This window comes from Streptomyces sp. NPDC031111 (assembly GCF_055570675.1).
In genome coordinates this window covers 76634-95960 of record NZ_JBVIGS010000011.1, presented here as the reverse complement: position 1 = coordinate 95960, position 19327 = coordinate 76634, and the positions used below count along the sequence as shown (strand labels likewise).

The following is a 19327-nucleotide window of genomic DNA, read 5'->3' as shown; positions in this document are numbered from 1 at the left end:
CCCGCCTTGCTCCATGGGAGGGAATTCCGTTCCTCGACAGGCATGATCCCAACCCCCCACCTACGCTTCCGATAAGGGGAGGGCCGCGCCATTCCTGCCGAGGAGAGCCGATGGCTGAACGCATTGCAGCTCCACGTCGACGTGGATATCGAGAAGGCGTCGGCGGAGAGATGCTCGCCGAATTCCTGGGGACGTTCGTCCTGCTTCTGCTCGGCATCGGATCGGTGGCCGTGGCCGTGGTCGGACTTCCCGGCTCGGGCCGGCAGGTCGTGGAATTCGGGCCCGCCAACTGGCTCATCATCGCGTGGGGCTGGGGCCTCGCCGTGGTGTTCGGCGTCTATGTGGCCGGCGGTGTCAGCGGCGCCCATATCAATCCCGCCGTGACCCTGGCCTTCGCCGTACGAGGGGACTTCCCCTGGCGGAAGGTGCTGCCCTACTGGCTGGCCCAGGTCGTGGGCGCATTCGCCGGCGCCGCACTCGTCTACGCCTGCTACCGATGGGCCATCGACGCGTCCAACGCCCAGGCCGGTCTTCCGCGCGACGAATCGCTGGCGACCTACTCCATCTTCGCCACGTTCCCCGCCGAATACTTCGGGGATTCCTGGTGGGGCCCGCTGCTCGACCAGATCGTCGGAACCGGAATTCTGCTCCTGCTGATCTGCGCGCTCATCGACACCCGGAACGTCGCTCCGATGTCGAATCTCCACCCGTTCATCATCGGCCTGGTGGTCGTCGTCATCGGCCTGACCTTCGGCACCAACGCCGGATACGCGATCAATCCCGCGCGAGACTTCGGCCCCCGGCTGTTCACGTTCTTCGAGGGCTGGGGATCGATCGCCCTGCCGGGGTCGTTCGGATGGTTCAGCGGATACTGGTGGATTCCCATCGTCGGCCCGCTCATCGGCGCGGTCCTCGGGGTCCTTGTGTACGACCTGCTCATCAGCCCCGTGCTCAAGGCCAGGGCCAGGGAGGCCGAACAGGGCCCGGCCACCGAAGAACCCTCGTAACACAGGAGGTGGCAACGATGCCCGAATTCGTCGGCGCCGTGGACCAGGGAACCACCAGCACGCGCTTCATGATCTTCGACCACTCCGGGAACGAAGTGGCCAGGCACCAGCTCGAACACCAGCAGATCCTGCCGCGTTCGGGCTGGGTGGAGCACGACCCGGTGGAGATCTGGGAGCGCACCAACACCGTGATCCAGAACGCCCTCCGGGACGGCGGACTGACCGCCACCGACCTGCGGGCCATCGGCATCACCAACCAGCGTGAGACGACGGTGGTCTGGGACCCGCGCACCGGGCGCCCGTACTACAACGCCATCGTGTGGCAGGACACCCGCACCGACAGCATCGCCGCCGCCCTCGAACGCGACGGCCACGGCGACGTCATCCGCCACAAGGCCGGTCTGCCGCCGGCCACCTACTTCTCCGGCGGCAAGATCAAGTGGCTGATGGAGAACGTGGACGGACTGCGGGCGGCCGCGGAGGCGGGCCACGCCCTGTTCGGCAACACGGACGCCTGGGTGCTGTGGAACCTCACCGGCGGGCCCAACGGCGGGGTGCACGCCACCGATGTGACCAACGCCAGCCGCACCATGTTGATGAACCTGGAGACCCTCGACTGGGACGACGAGCTGCTGGACATCTTCGGCATCCCCCGCGCGATGCTGCCGTCCATCCACCCCTCGTCCGACCCCGAGGCGTACGGGACGGCCCGCACGTCCCGGCCGCTGAGCGCCGCCGTCCCGATCACCGGCGTGCTCGGCGACCAGCACGCGGCGACCGTCGGCCAGGTCTGCTTCTCCCCGGGCGAGGCCAAGAACACCTATGGCACCGGCAACTTCCTGGTGCTCAACACCGGGACGGAGCTGGTGCGTTCGCGGCACGGGCTGCTGACGACGGTGGCCTACCAGTTCGCCGGCGGCCCCGCGGTGTACGCGCTGGAGGGGTCGATCGCCGTCACCGGCGCGGCCGTGCAGTGGCTGCGCGACCAGCTGAAGATCATCGGCAGCGCCCCGGACAGCGAGCAGCTGGCCCGCCAGGTGGACGACAACGGCGGGATGTACTTCGTCCCCGCCTTCTCCGGCCTCTTCGCCCCGTACTGGCGCTCCGACGCGCGGGGCGCCATGGTCGGGCTGGCCCGCTACAACACCGGCGCCCACATCGCACGGGCCACGCTGGAGGCCATCTGCTACCAGAGCCGAGACGTGGTCGAGGCCATGGAGCAGGACTCGGGTGTGCACCTGGACGTGCTCAAGGTCGACGGCGGTGTGACCGCGAACGATCTGTGCATGCAGATCCAGGCCGATGTGCTGGGCGTCCCGGTCAGCCGTCCGGTGGTCGCCGAGACCACCGCGCTGGGCGCCGCCTACGCCGCCGGGCTCGCCGTCGGCTTCTGGCGCGACACCGACGAGCTGCGCTCCCACTGGCAGGAGTCGAAGCGCTGGAACCCGGAATGGAGCGAGGAGCGGCGCCAGGGCGGCTACCAGGACTGGAAGCGTGCCGTGGAACGCACCCTGGACTGGGTCAAGGTCACCTGAGCCGCCCTCGGACCTCCGTACCTCAGCGGTCGGCGATGTCCTCGCGAAGACCGTCGGAGAACTCCCACCACGACAGGGCGAGCCAGTCACCGTTGACGAAGGCGTCGACGGAGGAGCCTCGACCACGGACCGTGACGGTCGTTCCCGGCGGGTAAACGGTGCCGGAAAGCCCCGGCACCGGGACCAGCAGAGTGCCCAGTCTCTGTGCTGCCATTTCCCGCCTCTTCTCGCTCTCGGTTCGACACCGGACAGGTTTGCCCCCTGGGTCCGGAGATTACCGGTTTGCCCGTCCAGTGAGAGCGCGGAACCATGAGAGATGAGTCACCCGAAGTCGCGCCGTCGAGCGGAGGTCGCAGTCATGAAGGCCGTCGTGTACAAGGGACCGTTCAGTGTCGCGGTCGAAGACGTCGAGAAGCCCGACATCCAGCACCCGAACGATGTGATCGTGCGGATCAGTTCCACCGCGATATGCGGCTCCGATCTGCATATGTACGAGGGGCGCACCGCGGCCGAGCCCGGCATCGTCTTCGGTCACGAGAACATGGGAATCATCGAGGAGGTCGGCCAGGGCGTCACCTCGCTGAAGAAGGGCGACCGCGTGGTCATGCCCTTCAACGTCGCCTGCGGATTCTGCCGCAACTGCGCCGAGGGATTCACCGGTTACTGTCTGACCGTCAATCCCGGTTTTCCGGGCGGCGCCTACGGCTATGTCGCCATGGGTCCCTGGAAGGGCGGCCAGGCGGAATACCTGCGTGTCCCCTACGCCGACTTCAACTGCCTGAAACTGCCGCCGGGACAGGAGCACGAGACCGACTTCATCCTGCTCGCCGACATCTTCCCCACCGGCTACCACGGCTGTGAACTCGCCCAGGTCCGCCCCGGCGAGAGCGTCGCCGTGTACGGCGCGGGGCCGGTCGGCCTCATGGCCGCCTACTCGGCCCTGCTGCGGGGCGCGAAGAAGGTGTTCTCCGTGGACCGGGTGGCCGAGCGGCTCCAGAAGGCCGAGGAGATCGGCGCGATCCCGATCAACTTCGCCGAGGGCGACCCGGCCGAGCAGATCAAGGAGCAGACCGAGGGTGTCGGCACGGACAAGGGCGTCGACGCCGTCGGCTACCAGGCGACGAAGGGCGGCACGGACCGCGAGGAGCCGGCGACGGTCCTGAACTCGCTCGTCAGCACGGTCCGGGCCACCGGAGCGCTCGGCGTGCCCGGTCTCTACGTCCCCTCCGACCCCGGAGGCCCGGACGAGCAGGCCAAGCAGGGCATGCTCCTCGTCGCGATCGGCAAGCTCTTCGAGAAGGGCCTGCGTGTGGGGACGGGGCAGTGCAACGTGAAGCGCTACAACCGGCAGCTGCGCGACATGATCATCGAGGGCAGGGCCAAGCCCAGCTTCGTGGTCTCCCACGAACTGCCCCTGGACCAGGCGGCGTCGGCCTACGACAAGTTCGACAAGCGGATCGAGGGCTACACCAAGGTCGTACTCCACCCGTAGCCCGGCCGCCACTACGGCCGCCACACAGAACCTACGGCCGCCACACGTACCGGACGTCCGGCTCCCGCTCCTCGTTCCCGCTGCCGTCCGTCCACCGCACGGCCGTGAAGCCGTGCCGCTCGTAGAAGCGGTGCGCGGGAGCGTTGACCTGGAAGGTCCACAGGGAGAGCCCCGCGGGGCTGCGTTCCTTGGCCAGGGCGACGAACCGGTCACCGATCCCGTGACCGCGCCACTCGGGGGCGAGATACAGCTGTTCCAGCTCCTCGCCCTCCAACGCCATCACACCGACCAGGCCTCCGCCCGCCGCTTCCGCCACCCAGGTCTCACGCACGGGGACGAGCACGTGCCGGAAGTAGTCCCGGACCTCGTCGTCGGACCGGGGCCGGACCACGCCCGGCAGCGCGGCGGCGAACGACCGCAGCCAGACATCGGCCGCGGCCTCGGCGTCGGAGGGCAGGGCCCGGCGCAGACTCACCGCCCGGTCGCCCGTCATCACGCGTCCCCGGCGTCCGGTACGACCGCCGTCGCCGTGATCTCCACGAGCTGCCCCGCGTATCCCAGACAGGCCACACCGATCAGGGTCGACGAGTGAGGGCCCGTGCTCAGCCCGGACGCCTCGACCACGTCCCACACGGCGGAGAGCACCGGAGGCTCGCCACTCACGACGTACACGTCCGTCGCGACGACGTGACCCAAGTCGCTGCCCACCGCCCGCAGTTGTTCCTCCAGGTTGGCGATCACCTGCCGGGCCTGGCGCACCGGGTCCCCCTCGCCGACCAGCTTCCCGTCGGCGTCCAGCGGAACCGACCCGGCGAGAAACGCCAGCCTGGTGCCCGCCTCGACGACGGAGGCGTGGGAGTAGGTGGGCGGAGGGAAGAGACTGGGGACGGTGACGCGGCGGATCACACGGACTCCGATCTACGGGAGGGGGCTCCACGGGGGAGGGGTACGACGTCCCGATCCTGCGCGACACGGCGAGCCACCGCATCCATATTTCGCTCGACCCTCCCCGGCCGGCTCCGTACCCTGCCCGATGGCCCCCGCCCACCGTCGACCACCAGGAGTTCGCCGTGCCGTCCGCCCTCTCGGACCAGGACTTCCTCGACCGTACGGCCGACCGCCTCGCCGCCCTCCCCGGTGTCCGGGCCGTCACCCTCGGCGGCTCGCGCGCCCAGGGCACGCACCGGCCCGACAGCGACTGGGACCTGGCGATTCACTACCGGGGTTCCTTCGACCCGGACGACCTGCGCGCGGTCGGCTGGGAGGGCGAGGTCTCCGAGATCGGCGGCTGGGGCGGCGGCGTCTTCAACGGCGGCGCGTGGCTGACCATCGACGGGCGCCGGGTCGACGTCCACTACCGCGACCTCGACAGCGCCGAGCACGAACTGGCGGAGGCGGAAGCGGGCCGCTTCCGCGTCGAGCCGCTGATGTTCCACCTGGCCGGCATCCCGACCTACCTGATCGTCGCCGAACTCGCCGTCAACCGGGCACTCCGGGGCGAGGTCCCCCGCCCGGACACCTACCCGCCGGCGCTCCGCGAGAGCGCCCCGCCCCGCTGGTCCGGCGTCGCCGCCGCCACCCTCGCCTACGCGAAGGCCGGCCACGCCCCCAAGGGGGCCCTCACCCAGGTCGCCGGCGCCGTGGCCGTGGCCGCGACCTGCACCGCGCACGCGGTGCTGGCGGCCCGCGGGGAGTGGGTGACCAACGAGAAGGGGCTGCTGCACCGCGCGGGCCTCCGGGGCGTGGACGACATCATCGCCGGAACACGCGCCACGCCGGAGTCGCTCACCGCCGCCGTCACCGAGGCCGAGGCGCTGTTCGCGGCGGTGGCGCGCTGACGGCGGTCAGTGCCGGGCGAACTGGACGCGCGTCGGCTGGACGACGTCCGGCCGTACGGCGATGCCGTCGACGGTGAGCCGCTCCCCATAGATGTCGGTCAGCCGGAGGGCGCCGCCGCACCCGGTGCCGTCGGGGGAGAGGAAGTAGTTGTACTCGGTCCGGGTCAGCGCACGCCATCGGGATCCGGTGCGGACCTCCAACCGGGCCAGCGGGTTGCGGTGGCCGATGGCCTGGACGCCGCACCAGTGACTGCTGGATCCGGTCTTGTAGCGGACCGAGACGGTGCCGGACGTGTCGGGACTGAGCAGGCTCCAGGTGATGGGGATCCGCCCGGCGGACAGTCCGGCCAGCTCGGCGAAGGCCTCCTTGCTCAGATCGAGCTGGCCCGGCGCGCAGGGCGAGGGGCACTCGTTGGTGATGCGGACCGTCACGGAGGCACCGTCGGCCGCGCGGACGAGGACGTACGCGCCGCACGCCTTCGACGTCTCGTAGTCGGTGGTGTTCATCGCCGCGATCATGACGTCGGGGCTCGGACCGTACAGACAGGCGCCGTCGCCGTCCCCGGCGTCGTAGTGGGTGGCGACTCCGCTGTAGGTCACTCCGGGCCGGATCCGCCCGGCCGACGGTGCCCCGCCGGAGGCCGGGCGCGGGGCGGAGGTGGTGCTCTCGCGCGACGGGCGGGCCGAGGCGGTCGTCGGGGAGGGCTCGGGGGCGGTCGGCGACGCCGTGGACGGCCTCGCCGTCGGCGTCCGCCCGGTGGCCGTGGGCGGGACGCCCGTCCGGACGTCGGCGCCGGTGGCCGACGCCGCCGCGGCCGTGTTCCGTCCGGCGTCGGACCCGTCGCCGGGCGTGAGGACGACGACCAGCGCGGTGAGAAGCCCGGCGGCGGCCACGGCGACGGCCGGGACCAGGACGCCGCGCCGCTTGCCCCGGGGGCGGCGATGGGAGGGGGATGCCACGGATGAGTCCTTACGTGGTTCGGAGAACGCGCGTTTCCGACCGGTGGTCGTCACGGCCGCCGGAAAGGTTGCCGCCGGAACTCCCGGACGGTTCTGCCGGGGGCCGGCGGGGCGGGGCGGCACGGCACCGGTTTCATCCACCGGAAACACGGACGTTCGCTTCTCTCCCACGAGACCGATTACCGTGAGAGGCACCTTCCTTTCGCCCGGTCACCGTCGCCCGCGAGCACGCCCGCCCCGACGCGACGACTGGAGCCCTGTGACCCGCCCCGCCCCCGCCGTACCCCCGTGGCTGGCCCATGCCCTGCGCGCCCAGCGCGGACCGGTGCCGTGGAGCGCCGTCGTGCGGGGTGCGCTGGGCGGCGGGCCGCTGCTGCTCGCGGCCGTCCTCGCCGGGCGGCCCACGCTCGGTGTCGTCGCCGCGATCGGTGCCATGTTCGCGGGGATCAACGACCGACCCGGCAGCAGGCGTGCCTCCGTCGGGCGGATCGGCGGGCCCGCGCTCGCGGGGGCGGCCGGGCTGGTCGTCGGGACGTACGCCGGTGACCACCTCCCGGCCGTACCGCTCACCCTGCTGCTGACCGGGCTCGGTCTGGTCGCCGGCGCCGTCAGCGCGCTGGGGCCCGTGGGATCCTCCGTGGGCACGCAGCTGCTGGTCGGGGCCGCCGTCGGGGCCGGGATGCCGCTGCCCGAGCCGGGCTGGCAGCGGGCGCTCGGCTTCCTCGCCGGTGCCGGATGGCTGCTCCTGATGCGGCTCGCGCTGCCCACGCCCGGATCGCTCGCCGGGGACTTCCGGTTCGACGGGGAGCGGGACGCCGTCGCCGGGGTGTACGACGCCGTCGCCGCGCTGCTCGACGCCACCGGCTCGAAGACGGCCACCGTACGACGGGCCGCGCTCACCGCCGCCCTGGACCAGGCACAGGACGCCCTCGCCGGGCCCCGGCTGCGGCGCTACGCCTCCTCCTCGGCCGAGCGCCGGCTGCACGCCCAGTACGCCGCCGCCCTGCCGCTCGCGGAGGCCGCGACCGCGCTGGCCTGGGCGGGGGAGGCGGTACCCGCCCGTGCCTCCGAAGGGCCCCGGCGTCTCGCCGCCGCCGTACGCGGCGCCACCCCCACCGGACCGCTGCCCGCCCCCTCCCGGACCGTTCCCGCGCTGCGCGCCCTCGACGACGCGCTGCTGCGGGCCGCCGAGGCCTTCGACCGGGCCGACGGCGGCGACCTGCACGCCCGCAGGCGGTCCCGCGCCGCCCGGCTGCGCACCCTCCTCGGCGCGCGGGGCCGGGAGTACGGGATGCGGGTCGCCCTCTGCTTCGGGGCGAGCGCCGCCCTCGCCCAGGCCCTGCACCACACCCACTGGTACGGGGCGCACACCCACTGGTACTGGCTGCCCGCCACGGCCGTCTTCCTCGTCAAGCCCGACCTCGGGCCGCTCGCCTCCCGGGTGCTGTCCCGGGCCGCCGGAACCGTGCTCGGGGCGCTCCTGTTCGCCGGGTTCGCGGCCGTACTGCCCCGTCCGGAAGGACTCGTCGCACTGGTCGCCGTCAGCGGTGCGCTGATCCCCGTCGCCACCCGGCACTTCGCCGCGCAGACCGCCGTCGTCACCGTGCTCGTGCTCGCCCTGGTGATGGCCGGCGGCGAACCCCAGGCCTCCGTCGGCCGGATCGCCGAGACCCTGCTGGCCTGCGCCGTCGTCCTGATCGCCGGGCACCTCCCGCTGCCCGGACAACGCGGTGACGCCATCCGTGCCCGGCTCGCCGAAGCGGGCGGCGCCGCCCAGGCCTACCTCGACCACGTGCTCGGCGGGTCCGCCGACCGCGAGACCCGCTGGGCGCTGCGCCGCGAGGCCTACCGCACCCTCGGCGAGGCCCGCGCCGCCATCGCCCTCGCCTCCGCGGAGCTCCCGCCGCTCGCCCGGCACGCCGACGGCACCGACGACGTCGCCGCCACCCTCGAACTCCTCGTCGACACCACCACCGCCTGCGCCGTCCACCTCGACGACACCGGCCGCCCCGACCCGCGGCACCTCCAGCGGCTGGCCGAACTCGCGGACCGGGTGAGGGCGCGCGGGGATATCGCGGTTCGGCTCAACCCGGCCCGCGAACACGTCGTACGTTGACGGGATGACGCCCGCTGCCACGGAGAGCCCCGCCGACATCGTGATCACCGGATGCACCGTCCTCACGCACGACGACCGGGAACGGATCGGGTTCACCCGGGACGCGGCCATCGTCGTACGCGACGGTGCCGTCGCCGAGGTGACCAGCGCGGAGGCGGTCGCGGGGCGGGCGGCCGCCGAGCGGATCGACGCCCGGGGCCAGGTCGCCCTGCCCGGCCTGATCAACTGCCACACGCACGCCCCGATGGTCGCCCTGCGCGGCCTCGCCGAGGACCTGCCGATCGAGGAGTGGTTCAACGACGTCATCTGGCCGGTCGAGTCCAACCTCACCGCACGGGACGTCGAACTGGGGGCACGGCTCGCCTGCGCCGAGATGATCCGGGGCGGGGTCACCTGCTTCGCCGACCACTACTTCGCCATGGACGCGGTCGCCGCCGTGGTCGCCGAGTGCGGGATGCGGGCGCTGCTCGGGGAGGCGTTCTTCTCCTCGCAGGGGCCCGAGGGGCGGGAGCGGTCGCTGGAGTTCGCGCTGCGGCACCGGGGATCCGCCGACGGCCGCATTACCACCGCCCTCGCCCCGCACGCCCCCTACACCGTCGACGACGCCGACCTCACCGCCACCGCGCGGCTGGCCCACGAGCACGGGCTGCCCGTGCACCTGCACGCCGCCGAGAACCGCGACCAGACCGAGGCCGCCCTCGCCCGGCACGGCGTCACCCCCATCGGGATCCTGGACCGCACCGGCATCCTCGACACGGACGTCCTCATCGCCCACGGCACCGGCATCGTCGAGAGCGATCTGCCACTGCTGGAGCGCGCCGGCGGCCGTACCGCCGTGGCCACCGCGCCCCGCGGCTACCTCAAGTTCGCCTGGCCCGACACCACACCCGTCCGCGCCCTGCGCGACATCGGCGTCCCGGTCGGACTCGCCACGGACGGCGCGGCCTCCAACAACTCCCTCGACGTGTGGGAGTCGATGGCACTCACCTCCCTGATCCAGAAGTCGACGGAGGGCGACCCCCGCCTGCTGACCTCCCGCCAGGCCCTGCACCACGCCACCGTGCAGAGCGCCCGCGCCGTCGGCCTCGGCGACAGCGTCGGCACCATCGCTCCCGGGCGGCGGGCCGACATCGTCCTCGTCGACCTCACCGGCCCGCACACCCAGCCCGTGCACGACCTCGCCGCGACCCTGGTGCACAGCGCCCGCGCCGCCGACGTCCGCACGACGATCGTCGACGGCCGGATCCTCATGCGCGACCGGGAACTGCTCACCATCGACGTGCCCGAAGTGGTGCGCGAACTGGAGGAGCGGCTGCCCGCGCTCGTCGACCGGAGCCACGGACGGCGGATCCAGGAATACGAGAGGGTCCGTCGTCAGGGCCAATACGATTAGTGCGACAACTAAATACGGAAGGTGACGGATTACTCCGGAAAGCTGAGAGCCCGCTCACACTTGGCGGTGAACGGATGTCAACTACGTCTCAGTACCGTCACCGGACAGGGCGTTCGCCCCATGGTTGGCGTTTAACTCTACGAGTACAACGCAGCATGGAGGTGGCAGGGTGAACGGGCGAACGGTGCTCGAACGCTTTCCCGCAGGTGGACCGCGCGGTTCCTGGCCGGCGGAGGAGTTCGCGCACGCGCGACGCCTGGAGGGCCTGCCCGCCGAGGTTGTCATGGACCTCGCGACCGACACGTTCCTGGTGATCGTCCGCGGGGACGGCGGCGGGGGTGACGCGACGGCGTGACCCTCCCGGTTCCGCCCTGATGACCTCCGGGTCCCGTCCGGATCAGGAGACCACGCGGTAGGTCACATGCGTGACCAGACCGGCCGCCCGCGACGTCACCTGCTCGAACCTCAGCGGCGGAACGCCCTCGAACAGTCGCGTGCCGGACCCGAGCGTGAACGGCACGATGTGCAGCCGCAGCTCGTCGATCAGGCCGGCGGTGAGGTACTGGTTGATCGTGTTCGCCCCGCCCTGGACCGCGACGTCGCCGTCGCCCGCCGCCGCGCGTGCCTGGGCCAGCGCCGACTCGATTCCGTCGGTGACGAAGTAGTACGTGGTGCCGCCGTCCATCGGCTGCGGGGCGCGGGCGTGGTGGGTGAGCACATAGACCGGGGCGTGGAACGGCGGCTCGTCGCCCCACCAGCCGTTCCACTGGCGGTCCCACGGGCCGCGGACGGGGCCGAACATGTTGCGCCCCATGACGAAGGCCCGGGCGGCGGCCATCCGGTCGATCTCGGCACGGTTCTCGTCGGGCGTCTCGAACATCCAGGCGTGCAGCGCGTCACCCGAGCCGTCGCCGCCGTCGTCGCCGAACGGGCGTTCCTCGGTCTGGTGGTGCCCGGCCGAGTACCCGTCGGCCGAGATCGTGATGTCGCAGACCACCCTGCCCATGCGTCCTCCTCGCGGCACGGCCCTCGCCGTGGGCCTCCCGTCGGGCGACGGGGGAAACAGACCCAGCATGACGCCGTGGCGGCCCGTCGGCTACGCGATGACCGGACGGGACCAGGTCGGGGTGGTGCCGGTCAGGCGGCACAGCGCCAGATAGAGCGGTATCGGCGGCGTATAGGGGAGCGTGCCGTCGGGGCGGTGGATCAGCCCGGGGAGGTCCGGGGCGCCGGAGGCGTCCGGGAGGTCGGGGAGGACCGCGCCGGCGGCGTACCGCGCGGGGGCGGGCCACTCCAGGGCGTAGTCGGAGTCGGACGGGACCAGCCACCACCAGTGCGCGTCATCGGCGTAGACACAGCCCACGCGGGGCAGCCGGGGCAGCACCAGCGGGCCGAAGCGGGCGGGTACCGCCACCGCGTCGCAGCCCATGGGCGCGGTCATGCCGTCGGGGACGGGCAGCCGCCGGGGGGTGCCGGGGGCGCGCCGGCCGCGTTGGATCCGGACCAGCGAGTCCAGGCTCAGCACACGGGCGCCGGGGGTGGCTGTCACGCCCGGCCCCAGGCTGTGCGGGGGGCGCGCTGGTTCGGGGGGAGCGGGAGGCGCTGTGACGGGGGCGCCGGGTGCTGCGACGAGGGCGCCGTGGGCCGGTGCGACTGCTCGGCCTCGTCGGTGTCGTCGTCGGCCGGGGTGCCGGTCGGGCCGGGCTTCGGGCGGGCGCCCCAGCCCAGGTCGTCGGTGGGATCGCCGGTGGGTTCCGCGGTGGTGTGCACGGGGGGCGTGGTGCCGGGGAGATCCGCCGTGCGGGGGAGATCCGCCCAGACCATTAGTCCGGGGCCGTTCTCGTGGGCGCCCCACGAGTGACACAGGGCGTCGACGAGGAGCAGTCCCCTCCCGTGCTCCTCCTCCGGCTGCTGCCGGGTGTTCGCCCGCGGCTGGCCGGGCGCGCAACCCTCGTCGCGCACGGCTATGCGCACCAGATCGCCACCGTCGTGCAGCTCGCAGACTATGTGGCTGCTCGCGGTGTGCACGATGGCGTTGGTGACCAGTTCGGAGACGACCAGGGCCGCCGTGTCGCAGGTGTCCTCGCACACCGACCAGCCGGTCAACCGTGCCCTCGTCAGGCGTCTTGCCTGAGCGGGGGAACCCGGATGAGCGGCCAGTTCGAAACGGAACCGGCGCTCGACAGCGGCCCCCGAAGGGGCGGATGCCGAGGCGGCGCCGAGGCCGATGGAGCCTGCGGCGGCGTCTGTTCCTAAGGGCGCGGACGGAATCACGCTTGCCACTATCGCCCCGCCGTGAACAACTTGGCAAGTGTCACTCTGAAAAATGCAGAGTGCGGTGTGACGGTCTGGATGGTCGTGGCACACTGCTCGCAACAGCACCTCGCGCGGCGCCAGTTGGGATCGCCGAAGATTTGTTCGAATACACGTTCGGACATGAAGAGTCTTCGAAAAGATCTTCGAATGGCGCCGCCGGGCTGTCAGGATTTGTTCGAGGGAGGTGGAGTGTGAGCGAACCCCGGTCCGCGCCGACGGTCGGACAGGTCGTCCTCGGCCGGCGCCTGCTGGACCTGCGGGAACGCGCGGGGCTCAAGCGTGAGGAAGCGGCCCGCATACTCCGCGTCGCACCCGCCACCGTCCGCCGCATGGAGATGGCCGAGGTCGCGCTCAAGATCCCGTACCTCCAGATGCTGCTGAAGGCGTACGGCGTCTCCGACGAGGAGGCCGACGCCTTCGTCCAGCTGGCGGAGGACGCCAACCGCCCCGGATGGTGGCAGCGCTTCCACGACATCCTGCCCGGCTGGTTCTCCATGTACGTCAGCCTGGAGGGCGCGGCCTCCCTCATCCGCAGCTACGAACCCCACTTCGTCCCCGGGCTGCTCCAGACCGAGGACTACGCGCGCGGCGTACTGCGCTCCGGTGCCATAGGGCAGACCCGGCCCGAGGACATCGAGCGCCACGTCGATCTGCGCATGCAACGGCAGGAACTGCTCACCCGTGAGGACGCGCCCCGCATGTGGGTCGTCATGGACGAGACAGCGCTCCGCCGCCGGGTCGGCGGCCCGGAGGTGATGCGTGGACAGATCGACAAGTTGCTCGAGGCCACGAAGCTGCCCAACGTGACCCTGCAGATCGCGACGTTCGACGGCGGGCCGCACCCCGGCACGTACGGGCCGTTCGTGCTGTTCCGATTCGCCATGCCCGAACTGCCGGACATGGTCTACAGCGAGTACCTGACCGGCGCGGTCTATCTGGACGCGCGTGCCGAGGTGGCGACCCACCTCGAGGTCATGGACCGCATGGCGGCGCAGGCCGCTACGGCACATCGCACGAAGGAGATCCTCCGGGATCTCCGCAAGGAGCTGTGAATGGAACTCATGAATGCCCTGAAGCCCCTGCCCCAGCGGCGGGTCCACACCGGGCGGATCTACAACGGCATGCCCGCGCGGGAGCTGGGCAGCGAGGGCTGGCACAAGCCGTGGAGCGGCGGCAACGGAGGGAACTGCCTGGAGGCGATGAAGCTCGACGACGGACGGATCGCGGTGCGTCAGTCCACCGACCCGGACGGGCCCGCGTTGATCTACACCTCCGCCGAGATGACGGCCTTCATCGAGGGGGCCAAGGCGGGAGAGGCGGATTTCCTTCTGTCCTGAGGTCTGTTGCCTCTGTTGTCCGCTTCGACTTGTTTGCTTCATCCCTTCTGGCTTGGCACTGAACTTGATCACTAACAGTTGCAGAGACTTATGGAGTCCGTCATGACCGGGCAGCACCCCGAGATCGACACGAGCAGGCCGCACCCCGCGCGGATGTACGACTGGTACCTCGGAGGCAAGGACAACTACCCGGTCGACGAGGCCATGGGCCGGCAGATGCTGGCCCTCGATCCGCGGGTCCCGGTGATGGCGCGGGTGAACCGCGCGTTCATGCAGCGGGCCACCCGGTGGCTCGCGGGCCAGGGGATACGCCAGTTCCTCGACATCGGGACCGGCATCCCCACCGAGCCCAATCTGCACCAGGTGGCGCAGGGGATCGCGCCCGACGCCCGTGTCGTGTACTGCGACAACGACCCCATCGTGCTGGCCCACGCGGCGGCGCTGCTGCGGGGCACGGACGAGGGGGTGACCGAGTACCTCCAGGCCGACGTGCGGGAACCGGACGTCATCCTGGAGGGTGCGCGGAAGATCCTCGACTTCGGCGAGCCGGTCGCGCTGTCGCTCATCGCGCTGCTGCACTTCGTCTCCGACGAGGACGGGGCGCACGAGCTGGTCGGGCGGCTGGTGGACGCGCTGCCGTCCGGGAGCCACCTGGTCGTCACCCACGCGACGTCCGACTTCACTCCCGAGGACTCGAAGGCCGCGACGGACAAGCTCAAGGCCGCGGGTGTCACGCTGGCCCTGCGCTCCCGAGAGGAGTTCGCCCGCTTCTTCGACGGGCTGGAACTGGTCGACCCCGGCGTCCAGGTGCCCCAGCAGTGGCACCCGGAGCTCGGCGATCCGGTGCCGGGCCAGGACGACGGCGTGATCCCGGGCTACGGCGCGGTGGCCCGCAAGCCGTAACCCCCGCCGGAGTGGTGGGACCTCCCGGGGTCCTGTGTTCCGGCACCACTCCGGCAACCGGCGGCCCGCCGTGTCCCCACACGCCGGGCCGCCGTCCGTCTCCGCTCTCGCTCTCCGCTCTCCGCGGGCAGTCGTGCCGCTGGGGCGGCACGGGTGGGCGCGACGGCGCCCCGCAAGCGCCGGGTAGCGCGAACACCCCCCGCCCCACACCAACGCCGGGCACCAACCAACAAGGCGTCGCGAAAACACCCCCGGGCCCGCAGCAGGCACCCGCAGGGATCACGCCGTCATGGGCCGGTCATACGGCCCAATCGGCGCCGGCAGCCGACTCGGCGCCCCCGTCAGATACCGATCGACCGCCGCCGCCACCGCCCGCCCCTCCGCGATCGCCCACACGATCAACGACTGCCCCCGCGCGGCATCCCCCGCCGCGAACACCCCCGGCACATTCGTGGCGAAGCCGGCATCCCGGGCGATCGTCCCGCGAGGCTCCAGCCCCACCCCCAACTGGCCGAGCAGCCCGTCCTCCTGACCCGGCCCGGAGAACCCGAGCGCGAGCAGCACCAGATCCGCCGGCAGTGCCCGCTCGGTCCCCGGCACAGCCCGCCGCCCCGCGTCCACCTCGACCAGACGCAGCTCCCGCACCCTCCCCTCCGCGTCCCCGTCGAACCGCAGCGTCGACGCCGCGAACAGCCGAGCGTCCGCGTCCGCCGCCGGAGCCGTCCCCAGATCCCGGGCCTCCTCGTGGGCCGCCGACAGCCGGTACAGCTTCGGATACGTCGGCCACGGCTCGGCGTCCTCGTCGCGCTCGGCCCCCGGCCGGCCGTAGATGTCGAGCTGGGTGACGGACGCCGCCCCCTCCCGTACCGCCGTCCCCAGACAGTCGGCACCCGTGTCACCGCCGCCGACGATGACGACATGCCGGCCCGCGGCCGACAACGGCGACGACTCCAGATCCCCCTCGCACACCCGGTTGGCCAGCGGCAGGTACTCCATCGCCTGGTGGATTCCGCCGAGTTCGCGTCCCGGAACGGGGAGCTCCCGCCACGCCGTCGCCCCCGTGGCGATCACCACCGCGTCGTAACGCGCCCGCAGCTCCGCCGCGTCCACGTCCCGCCCGACCGTCGTGGACGTACGGAACTTCGTCCCCTCGGCCCGCATCTGCTCCACCCGCCGCTCCAGATGGTGCTTCTCCATCTTGAACTCGGGGATGCCGTACCGCATCAGCCCGCCGATCCGGTCGTCCCGCTCGTACACGGCGACCGTGTGACCCGCCCGGGTCAACTGCTGCGCGGCGGCCAGTCCCGTGGGGCCCGAGCCGATGACCGCGACCGTCCGGCCGGAGAGCCGGTCCGGTGGCGCCGGCGGGGCGAAGCCCTCCTCCCAGGCCCGGTCGGCGATGGCACACTCGACGTTCTTGATGGTGACCGCCGGCTGGTTGATGGCCAGCACACAGCCCGCCTCGCACGGCGCCGGGCACAACCGGCCGGTGAACTCGGGGAAGTTGTTGGTCGCGTGCAGCCGCTCCGCCGCCGCCCGCCAGTCCTCCCGCGAGACCAGGTCGTTCCACTCGGGGATGAGATTGCCCAGCGGGCAGGCCTCGTGGCAGAAGGGCACACCGCAGTCCATGCAGCGGTCCGCCTGCGGACTGACGATGGGCAGCAGCGCCCCTGGGACGTAGACCTCGTTCCAGTCGCGGACCCGTTCCTCGACGGGCCTGCGCGGCCACTCCTGGCGGGGCGTGGTCAGGAAACCCTTGGGATCGGCCATGGCCGTCTTCCTTGCGTGCGCGGGGGACAGGCCGTGCGTCGTCGGGCGGCACTCCTCCGGCAACGATACGTCCGCTCACCCACACCCGCAGAGCGCCGGACAGCGCTTTCTCGGCCCGTCAGACCAGGGCCAGGAGGTACGCCACCGCCGCTCCGGCCGAGGCGAGCGCTCGGACGTGGTTCCACGTCGTCCACTCGCGCACATACACCGGCCAGTACGCCGCCGCCTCCGCACCGCCCGGTTCGAGCCGGGCCAGTTCCTCGTTGCGCGGTATGTTCGCCACCGCGGTCAGCCCGAACGACCCCACCAGGTACAGCGCACCGCCCACCAGCAGCTCGGCCGTCCCCTCGTCCGGCCACAGCAGGAACGTCACCACCGTGATCACCGCGCACAGCAGTGTCGAGCCCAGGAACAGCAGCATGAAGGCCGGACGCACCGCCGCCACGTTGACCGCCTGCATCGCGGCCACGCCCTGCGCCGGCGGCAGGTCGGCGAGCCCTCTCATCACGAACGTCGAGAAGGCGAGGAAGACCCCGGCCGTCAGCCCGGTCCCGAGCACGCCCAGCACCACCAGCACGAAGTACGGCCCGTCGATCATGTCGTCACCCCCGTCCGCCGGCCGGGAAAGCCCCGTCCGGCACCGTCACCACAAGTACATCGACCCCGGGCGTGCCCGGCCATGCCCGAGGAGCGCGGGCGCATGCGCGAGCGTCCATCACCCGGTGGAACCCAGTCCCGCCCCCGACCACCCCCTGAGCACCGTCTCCACCGCGGGCGCGATCCGCCGCCGCGCCTCGGGGCGCGGCACCCCGCTCATCAGCAGCCGGTCGTACGGCGTGTCCAGATGCCGCACGGACGCCACGACCGCCGAGGTCACCGCGGTCTCCGACAGTGCCCGCCCCGCCGCGCTCCGGCCCACCCGCCCGCTGCCCCGCACCGAGGCGTGCGTGGCGACGGCCCGGGCGCGCTCGGCGGGGCAGCCGGGGAACAGCCGCCGTATCTCCGCCGCGAACGCGTCCGCGAACCGCACGTCCTCCGCCGCCCGCCGCCGTGCGTCCCGTGCCCGGCGCCGCCGGCGTGCCTCCGCGTCCGCCAGGCAGCGCCGCTCGGCCCGGGCCAGCGCCTCCTCCTCGACCAGGACGCCCCGCCGCTCGTACCGGCCCCTGCGCCGGTCGAACCGCACCACGACCGCCGACAGCCCGCTCTCCTCCCGCGACCTGCGCGTGAGCGCCGTGTCGCCGCGCGGCAGGAAGACCAGGTGGCCCAGATCGGCGCAGTCGAGACAGCGCGGCACACCGTTCTCCATGACGACCAGGGGGAGCGGGCCCCGACGGCAACCGGCACAGTGCCGTCCTCGGAGCGGCTGATGGACCACGAGCCCCGGGAACGGGGGCGGAGTCGCGTGGGGTGCCATGGGTGATTCCTTCCCCCGGGCGGAACCGGCGCATCATGGCCGTGTGCGACTTGAAGCGATCACCTGGGACCGGCTCGGCGACCTCCTCGCCGAGCGCCTGCTGGAGCTCCGGACGGCCGACGGCGGTCCCTGGCCGCGGGTCGCCCTCGACGGAGCGCCGGCCGCCCGTCCGGGAGACCTCGCCGAGCGGGTCGCCGAGGCGCTGCGGATACGCGGCCGTCCCTCCCTGGTCGTGGGCACCGAGGGATTTCTGCGCCCCGCCTCGGTCCGGCTCGAGTACGGCCACCGGGACGTGGAGTCCTACTACGGCGGCTGGTACGACACCGGGGCCCTCTGGCGCGAGGTGTTCGGCCCCCTCGAACCCGGCGGGAACGGACGCGTCCTGCCCGACCTGTGGGACCCGGTCACCGACCGCGCCACCCGCAGCCCCTACGTCCGACTCCCGCCCGGTGGCGTGCTGTTGCTGCACGGTCCCCTCCTCCTTCGGCACTGGTTCCCCTTCGATCTGAGCGTCCACGTCCTCCTCTCCCCGGGCGCCCTGCGACGCCGCACCCCCCAGGCCGAGCACTGGACCCTCCCCGCCTTCGAGCGCTACGAGCAGGAGACCGATCCGGCGGATACGGCCGACGTCCTGGTACGGGCCGACGATCCCCGTCATCCGGCCTGGCGCGGCTGACACCGGCGGGGGCGCGGCGGGAGCCGCCCTCCGGGTGCCGTCCGCGTGCGGTACGGCGAGAATGAAGGGCGCCGGGACTCTGCGGCGCGCCCCCGCGCCGCGCCGGCCGTCCGGCATTGGGAGGTACCTCATGACCACCGCCGGAGACATCATGCACCGCGGCGCCCAGTGGATCCCCGCCCACGAAACCCTCGACCGAGCCGCCCAGTTGATGCGCGAACTGAACGTCGGCGCGCTGCCCATCAGCGACGAGAACGAGCGGCTGTGCGGCATCCTCACCGACCGCGACATCGTCGTCGGCTGTGTCGCCATGGGCCACGACCCCGCACGGGTCACCGCGGGCGACATGGCCAAGGGCACTCCGCGCTGGATCGAGGCGGACGCCGACGTCAGTGACGTCCTCCGTGAGATGCAGACCCACCGCATCCGCCGGCTGCCCGTCATCGAGGACAAGCGACTCGTCGGCATGATCAGCGAGGCCGATCTCGCCCGTCACCTGACGGAGCAACAGATCGCCACCTGGGCCGAGAACGTCTACGCCAGGACGCCGGCCGGCTGACCCGTCCCCCG

Annotated in this window: 22 protein-coding genes; 12 read left to right on the top strand and 10 right to left on the bottom strand. The window is 72.2% G+C overall.

What is annotated here, in order from left to right:
• The first annotated feature begins 110 nt into the window (after nucleotides 1-110).
• Both ACZ470_RS23030 and glpK read left to right on the top strand, forming a co-directional pair.
• A complete protein-coding gene (locus ACZ470_RS23030; RefSeq protein ID WP_468429889.1) occupies nucleotides 111-1007 on the top strand; it encodes an MIP/aquaporin family protein in 897 nt (298 codons plus the stop codon).
• A 17-nt stretch (nucleotides 1008-1024) separates the two neighbouring features.
• Nucleotides 1025-2542 (top strand): glycerol kinase GlpK, encoded by a 1518-nt coding sequence (gene glpK, locus ACZ470_RS23025; protein ID WP_468429887.1) that lies wholly within the window; start codon nucleotides 1025-1027, stop codon nucleotides 2540-2542.
• A 22-nt stretch (nucleotides 2543-2564) separates the two neighbouring features.
• Here glpK and ACZ470_RS23020 read toward each other — a convergent pair whose 3' ends face one another.
• Nucleotides 2565-2756, bottom strand: a complete 192-nt coding sequence (locus ACZ470_RS23020) for a hypothetical protein (protein ID WP_468429885.1) — start codon at nucleotides 2754-2756, stop codon at nucleotides 2565-2567.
• A 144-nt stretch (nucleotides 2757-2900) separates the two neighbouring features.
• Between ACZ470_RS23020 and ACZ470_RS23015 the strand changes: the two genes are divergently transcribed.
• Complete coding sequence (locus tag ACZ470_RS23015; RefSeq protein ID WP_468429883.1) at nucleotides 2901-4034, top strand: glutathione-independent formaldehyde dehydrogenase; 1134 nt, start codon at nucleotides 2901-2903, stop codon at nucleotides 4032-4034.
• A 31-nt stretch (nucleotides 4035-4065) separates the two neighbouring features.
• Here the strand turns inward: ACZ470_RS23015 and ACZ470_RS23010 are convergent, their stop codons facing one another.
• Both ACZ470_RS23010 and ACZ470_RS23005 read right to left on the bottom strand, forming a co-directional pair.
• On the bottom strand, nucleotides 4066-4527 hold the full coding sequence (locus ACZ470_RS23010) for a GNAT family N-acetyltransferase (protein ID WP_468429881.1): 462 nt from the start codon (nucleotides 4525-4527) through the stop codon (nucleotides 4066-4068).
• A complete protein-coding gene (locus ACZ470_RS23005) occupies nucleotides 4527-4940 on the bottom strand; it encodes a RidA family protein (RefSeq protein WP_468429879.1) in 414 nt (137 codons plus the stop codon). The genes ACZ470_RS23010 and ACZ470_RS23005 overlap by 1 nt, the downstream gene beginning before the upstream one ends.
• Nucleotides 4941-5104: 164 nt before the next feature.
• Here ACZ470_RS23005 and ACZ470_RS23000 point away from each other — a divergent pair, with 164 nt between their 5' ends.
• The gene (locus ACZ470_RS23000; RefSeq protein WP_468429877.1) at nucleotides 5105-5872 is read left to right on the top strand and encodes a nucleotidyltransferase family protein; all 768 of its coding nucleotides are present in this window, start codon (nucleotides 5105-5107) and stop codon (nucleotides 5870-5872) included.
• Nucleotides 5873-5878: 6 nt separating this feature from the next.
• Here the strand turns inward: ACZ470_RS23000 and ACZ470_RS22995 are convergent, their stop codons facing one another.
• A complete protein-coding gene (locus ACZ470_RS22995; protein ID WP_468429875.1) occupies nucleotides 5879-6832 on the bottom strand; it encodes an expansin EXLX1 family cellulose-binding protein in 954 nt (317 codons plus the stop codon).
• Nucleotides 6833-7091: 259 nt separating this feature from the next.
• On the opposite strand from ACZ470_RS22995, the gene ACZ470_RS22990 reads away from it, so the two are divergent.
• The 3 genes from ACZ470_RS22990 to ACZ470_RS22980 all read left to right on the top strand — a co-directional run bounded on the left by ACZ470_RS22990 (nucleotide 7092) and on the right by ACZ470_RS22980 (nucleotide 10696).
• Nucleotides 7092-8948, top strand: coding sequence for an FUSC family protein (locus tag ACZ470_RS22990; protein ID WP_468429874.1), 1857 nt, complete (start codon nucleotides 7092-7094; stop codon nucleotides 8946-8948).
• Nucleotides 8949-8952: 4 nt separating this feature from the next.
• Nucleotides 8953-10341, top strand: coding sequence for an amidohydrolase (locus ACZ470_RS22985; RefSeq protein ID WP_468429872.1), 1389 nt, complete (start codon nucleotides 8953-8955; stop codon nucleotides 10339-10341).
• Between the two features lie 169 nt (nucleotides 10342-10510).
• On the top strand, nucleotides 10511-10696 hold the full coding sequence (locus ACZ470_RS22980; protein WP_468429871.1) for a hypothetical protein: 186 nt from the start codon (nucleotides 10511-10513) through the stop codon (nucleotides 10694-10696).
• A 42-nt stretch (nucleotides 10697-10738) separates the two neighbouring features.
• Here ACZ470_RS22980 and ACZ470_RS22975 read toward each other — a convergent pair whose 3' ends face one another.
• The 3 genes from ACZ470_RS22975 to ACZ470_RS22965 all read right to left on the bottom strand — a co-directional run bounded on the left by ACZ470_RS22975 (nucleotide 10739) and on the right by ACZ470_RS22965 (nucleotide 12624).
• Complete coding sequence (locus tag ACZ470_RS22975; protein WP_468429870.1) at nucleotides 10739-11347, bottom strand: dihydrofolate reductase family protein; 609 nt, start codon at nucleotides 11345-11347, stop codon at nucleotides 10739-10741.
• 90 nt (nucleotides 11348-11437) lie between these two features.
• The gene (locus tag ACZ470_RS22970; RefSeq protein ID WP_468429869.1) at nucleotides 11438-11890 is read right to left on the bottom strand and encodes a hypothetical protein; all 453 of its coding nucleotides are present in this window, start codon (nucleotides 11888-11890) and stop codon (nucleotides 11438-11440) included.
• Nucleotides 11887-12624, bottom strand: a complete 738-nt coding sequence (locus tag ACZ470_RS22965; RefSeq protein ID WP_468429867.1) for an ATP-binding protein — start codon at nucleotides 12622-12624, stop codon at nucleotides 11887-11889. The genes ACZ470_RS22970 and ACZ470_RS22965 overlap by 4 nt, the downstream gene beginning before the upstream one ends.
• Nucleotides 12625-12848: 224 nt before the next feature.
• Here ACZ470_RS22965 and ACZ470_RS22960 point away from each other — a divergent pair, with 224 nt between their 5' ends.
• The 3 genes from ACZ470_RS22960 to ACZ470_RS22950 all read left to right on the top strand — a co-directional run bounded on the left by ACZ470_RS22960 (nucleotide 12849) and on the right by ACZ470_RS22950 (nucleotide 14897).
• Nucleotides 12849-13709, top strand: coding sequence for a helix-turn-helix domain-containing protein (locus tag ACZ470_RS22960; RefSeq protein WP_468429865.1), 861 nt, complete (start codon nucleotides 12849-12851; stop codon nucleotides 13707-13709).
• A 9-nt stretch (nucleotides 13710-13718) separates the two neighbouring features.
• Nucleotides 13719-13994, top strand: coding sequence for a DUF397 domain-containing protein (locus ACZ470_RS22955; protein WP_468430233.1), 276 nt, complete (start codon nucleotides 13719-13721; stop codon nucleotides 13992-13994).
• Between the two features lie 102 nt (nucleotides 13995-14096).
• A complete protein-coding gene (locus tag ACZ470_RS22950) occupies nucleotides 14097-14897 on the top strand; it encodes an SAM-dependent methyltransferase (RefSeq protein WP_468429863.1) in 801 nt (266 codons plus the stop codon).
• Between the two features lie 279 nt (nucleotides 14898-15176).
• Here the strand turns inward: ACZ470_RS22950 and ACZ470_RS22945 are convergent, their stop codons facing one another.
• From ACZ470_RS22945 to ACZ470_RS22935, 3 genes are all read right to left on the bottom strand, one after another.
• A complete protein-coding gene (locus ACZ470_RS22945; RefSeq protein WP_468429861.1) occupies nucleotides 15177-16667 on the bottom strand; it encodes a glutamate synthase subunit beta in 1491 nt (496 codons plus the stop codon).
• Between the two features lie 118 nt (nucleotides 16668-16785).
• Nucleotides 16786-17265 (bottom strand): anthrone oxygenase family protein, encoded by a 480-nt coding sequence (locus ACZ470_RS22940; RefSeq protein ID WP_468429859.1) that lies wholly within the window; start codon nucleotides 17263-17265, stop codon nucleotides 16786-16788.
• 117 nt (nucleotides 17266-17382) lie between these two features.
• Nucleotides 17383-18081, bottom strand: a complete 699-nt coding sequence (locus ACZ470_RS22935) for a DUF2293 domain-containing protein (protein ID WP_468429857.1) — start codon at nucleotides 18079-18081, stop codon at nucleotides 17383-17385.
• Between the two features lie 43 nt (nucleotides 18082-18124).
• Here ACZ470_RS22935 and ACZ470_RS22930 point away from each other — a divergent pair, with 43 nt between their 5' ends.
• Together ACZ470_RS22930 and ACZ470_RS22925 are read left to right on the top strand one after the other, a co-directional pair.
• Nucleotides 18125-18757, top strand: coding sequence for a nucleoside/nucleotide kinase family protein (locus ACZ470_RS22930; protein WP_468429855.1), 633 nt, complete (start codon nucleotides 18125-18127; stop codon nucleotides 18755-18757).
• Between the two features lie 130 nt (nucleotides 18758-18887).
• Complete coding sequence (locus ACZ470_RS22925) at nucleotides 18888-19316, top strand: CBS domain-containing protein (protein WP_468429853.1); 429 nt, start codon at nucleotides 18888-18890, stop codon at nucleotides 19314-19316.
• Nucleotides 19317-19327: the final 11 nt, after the last annotated feature.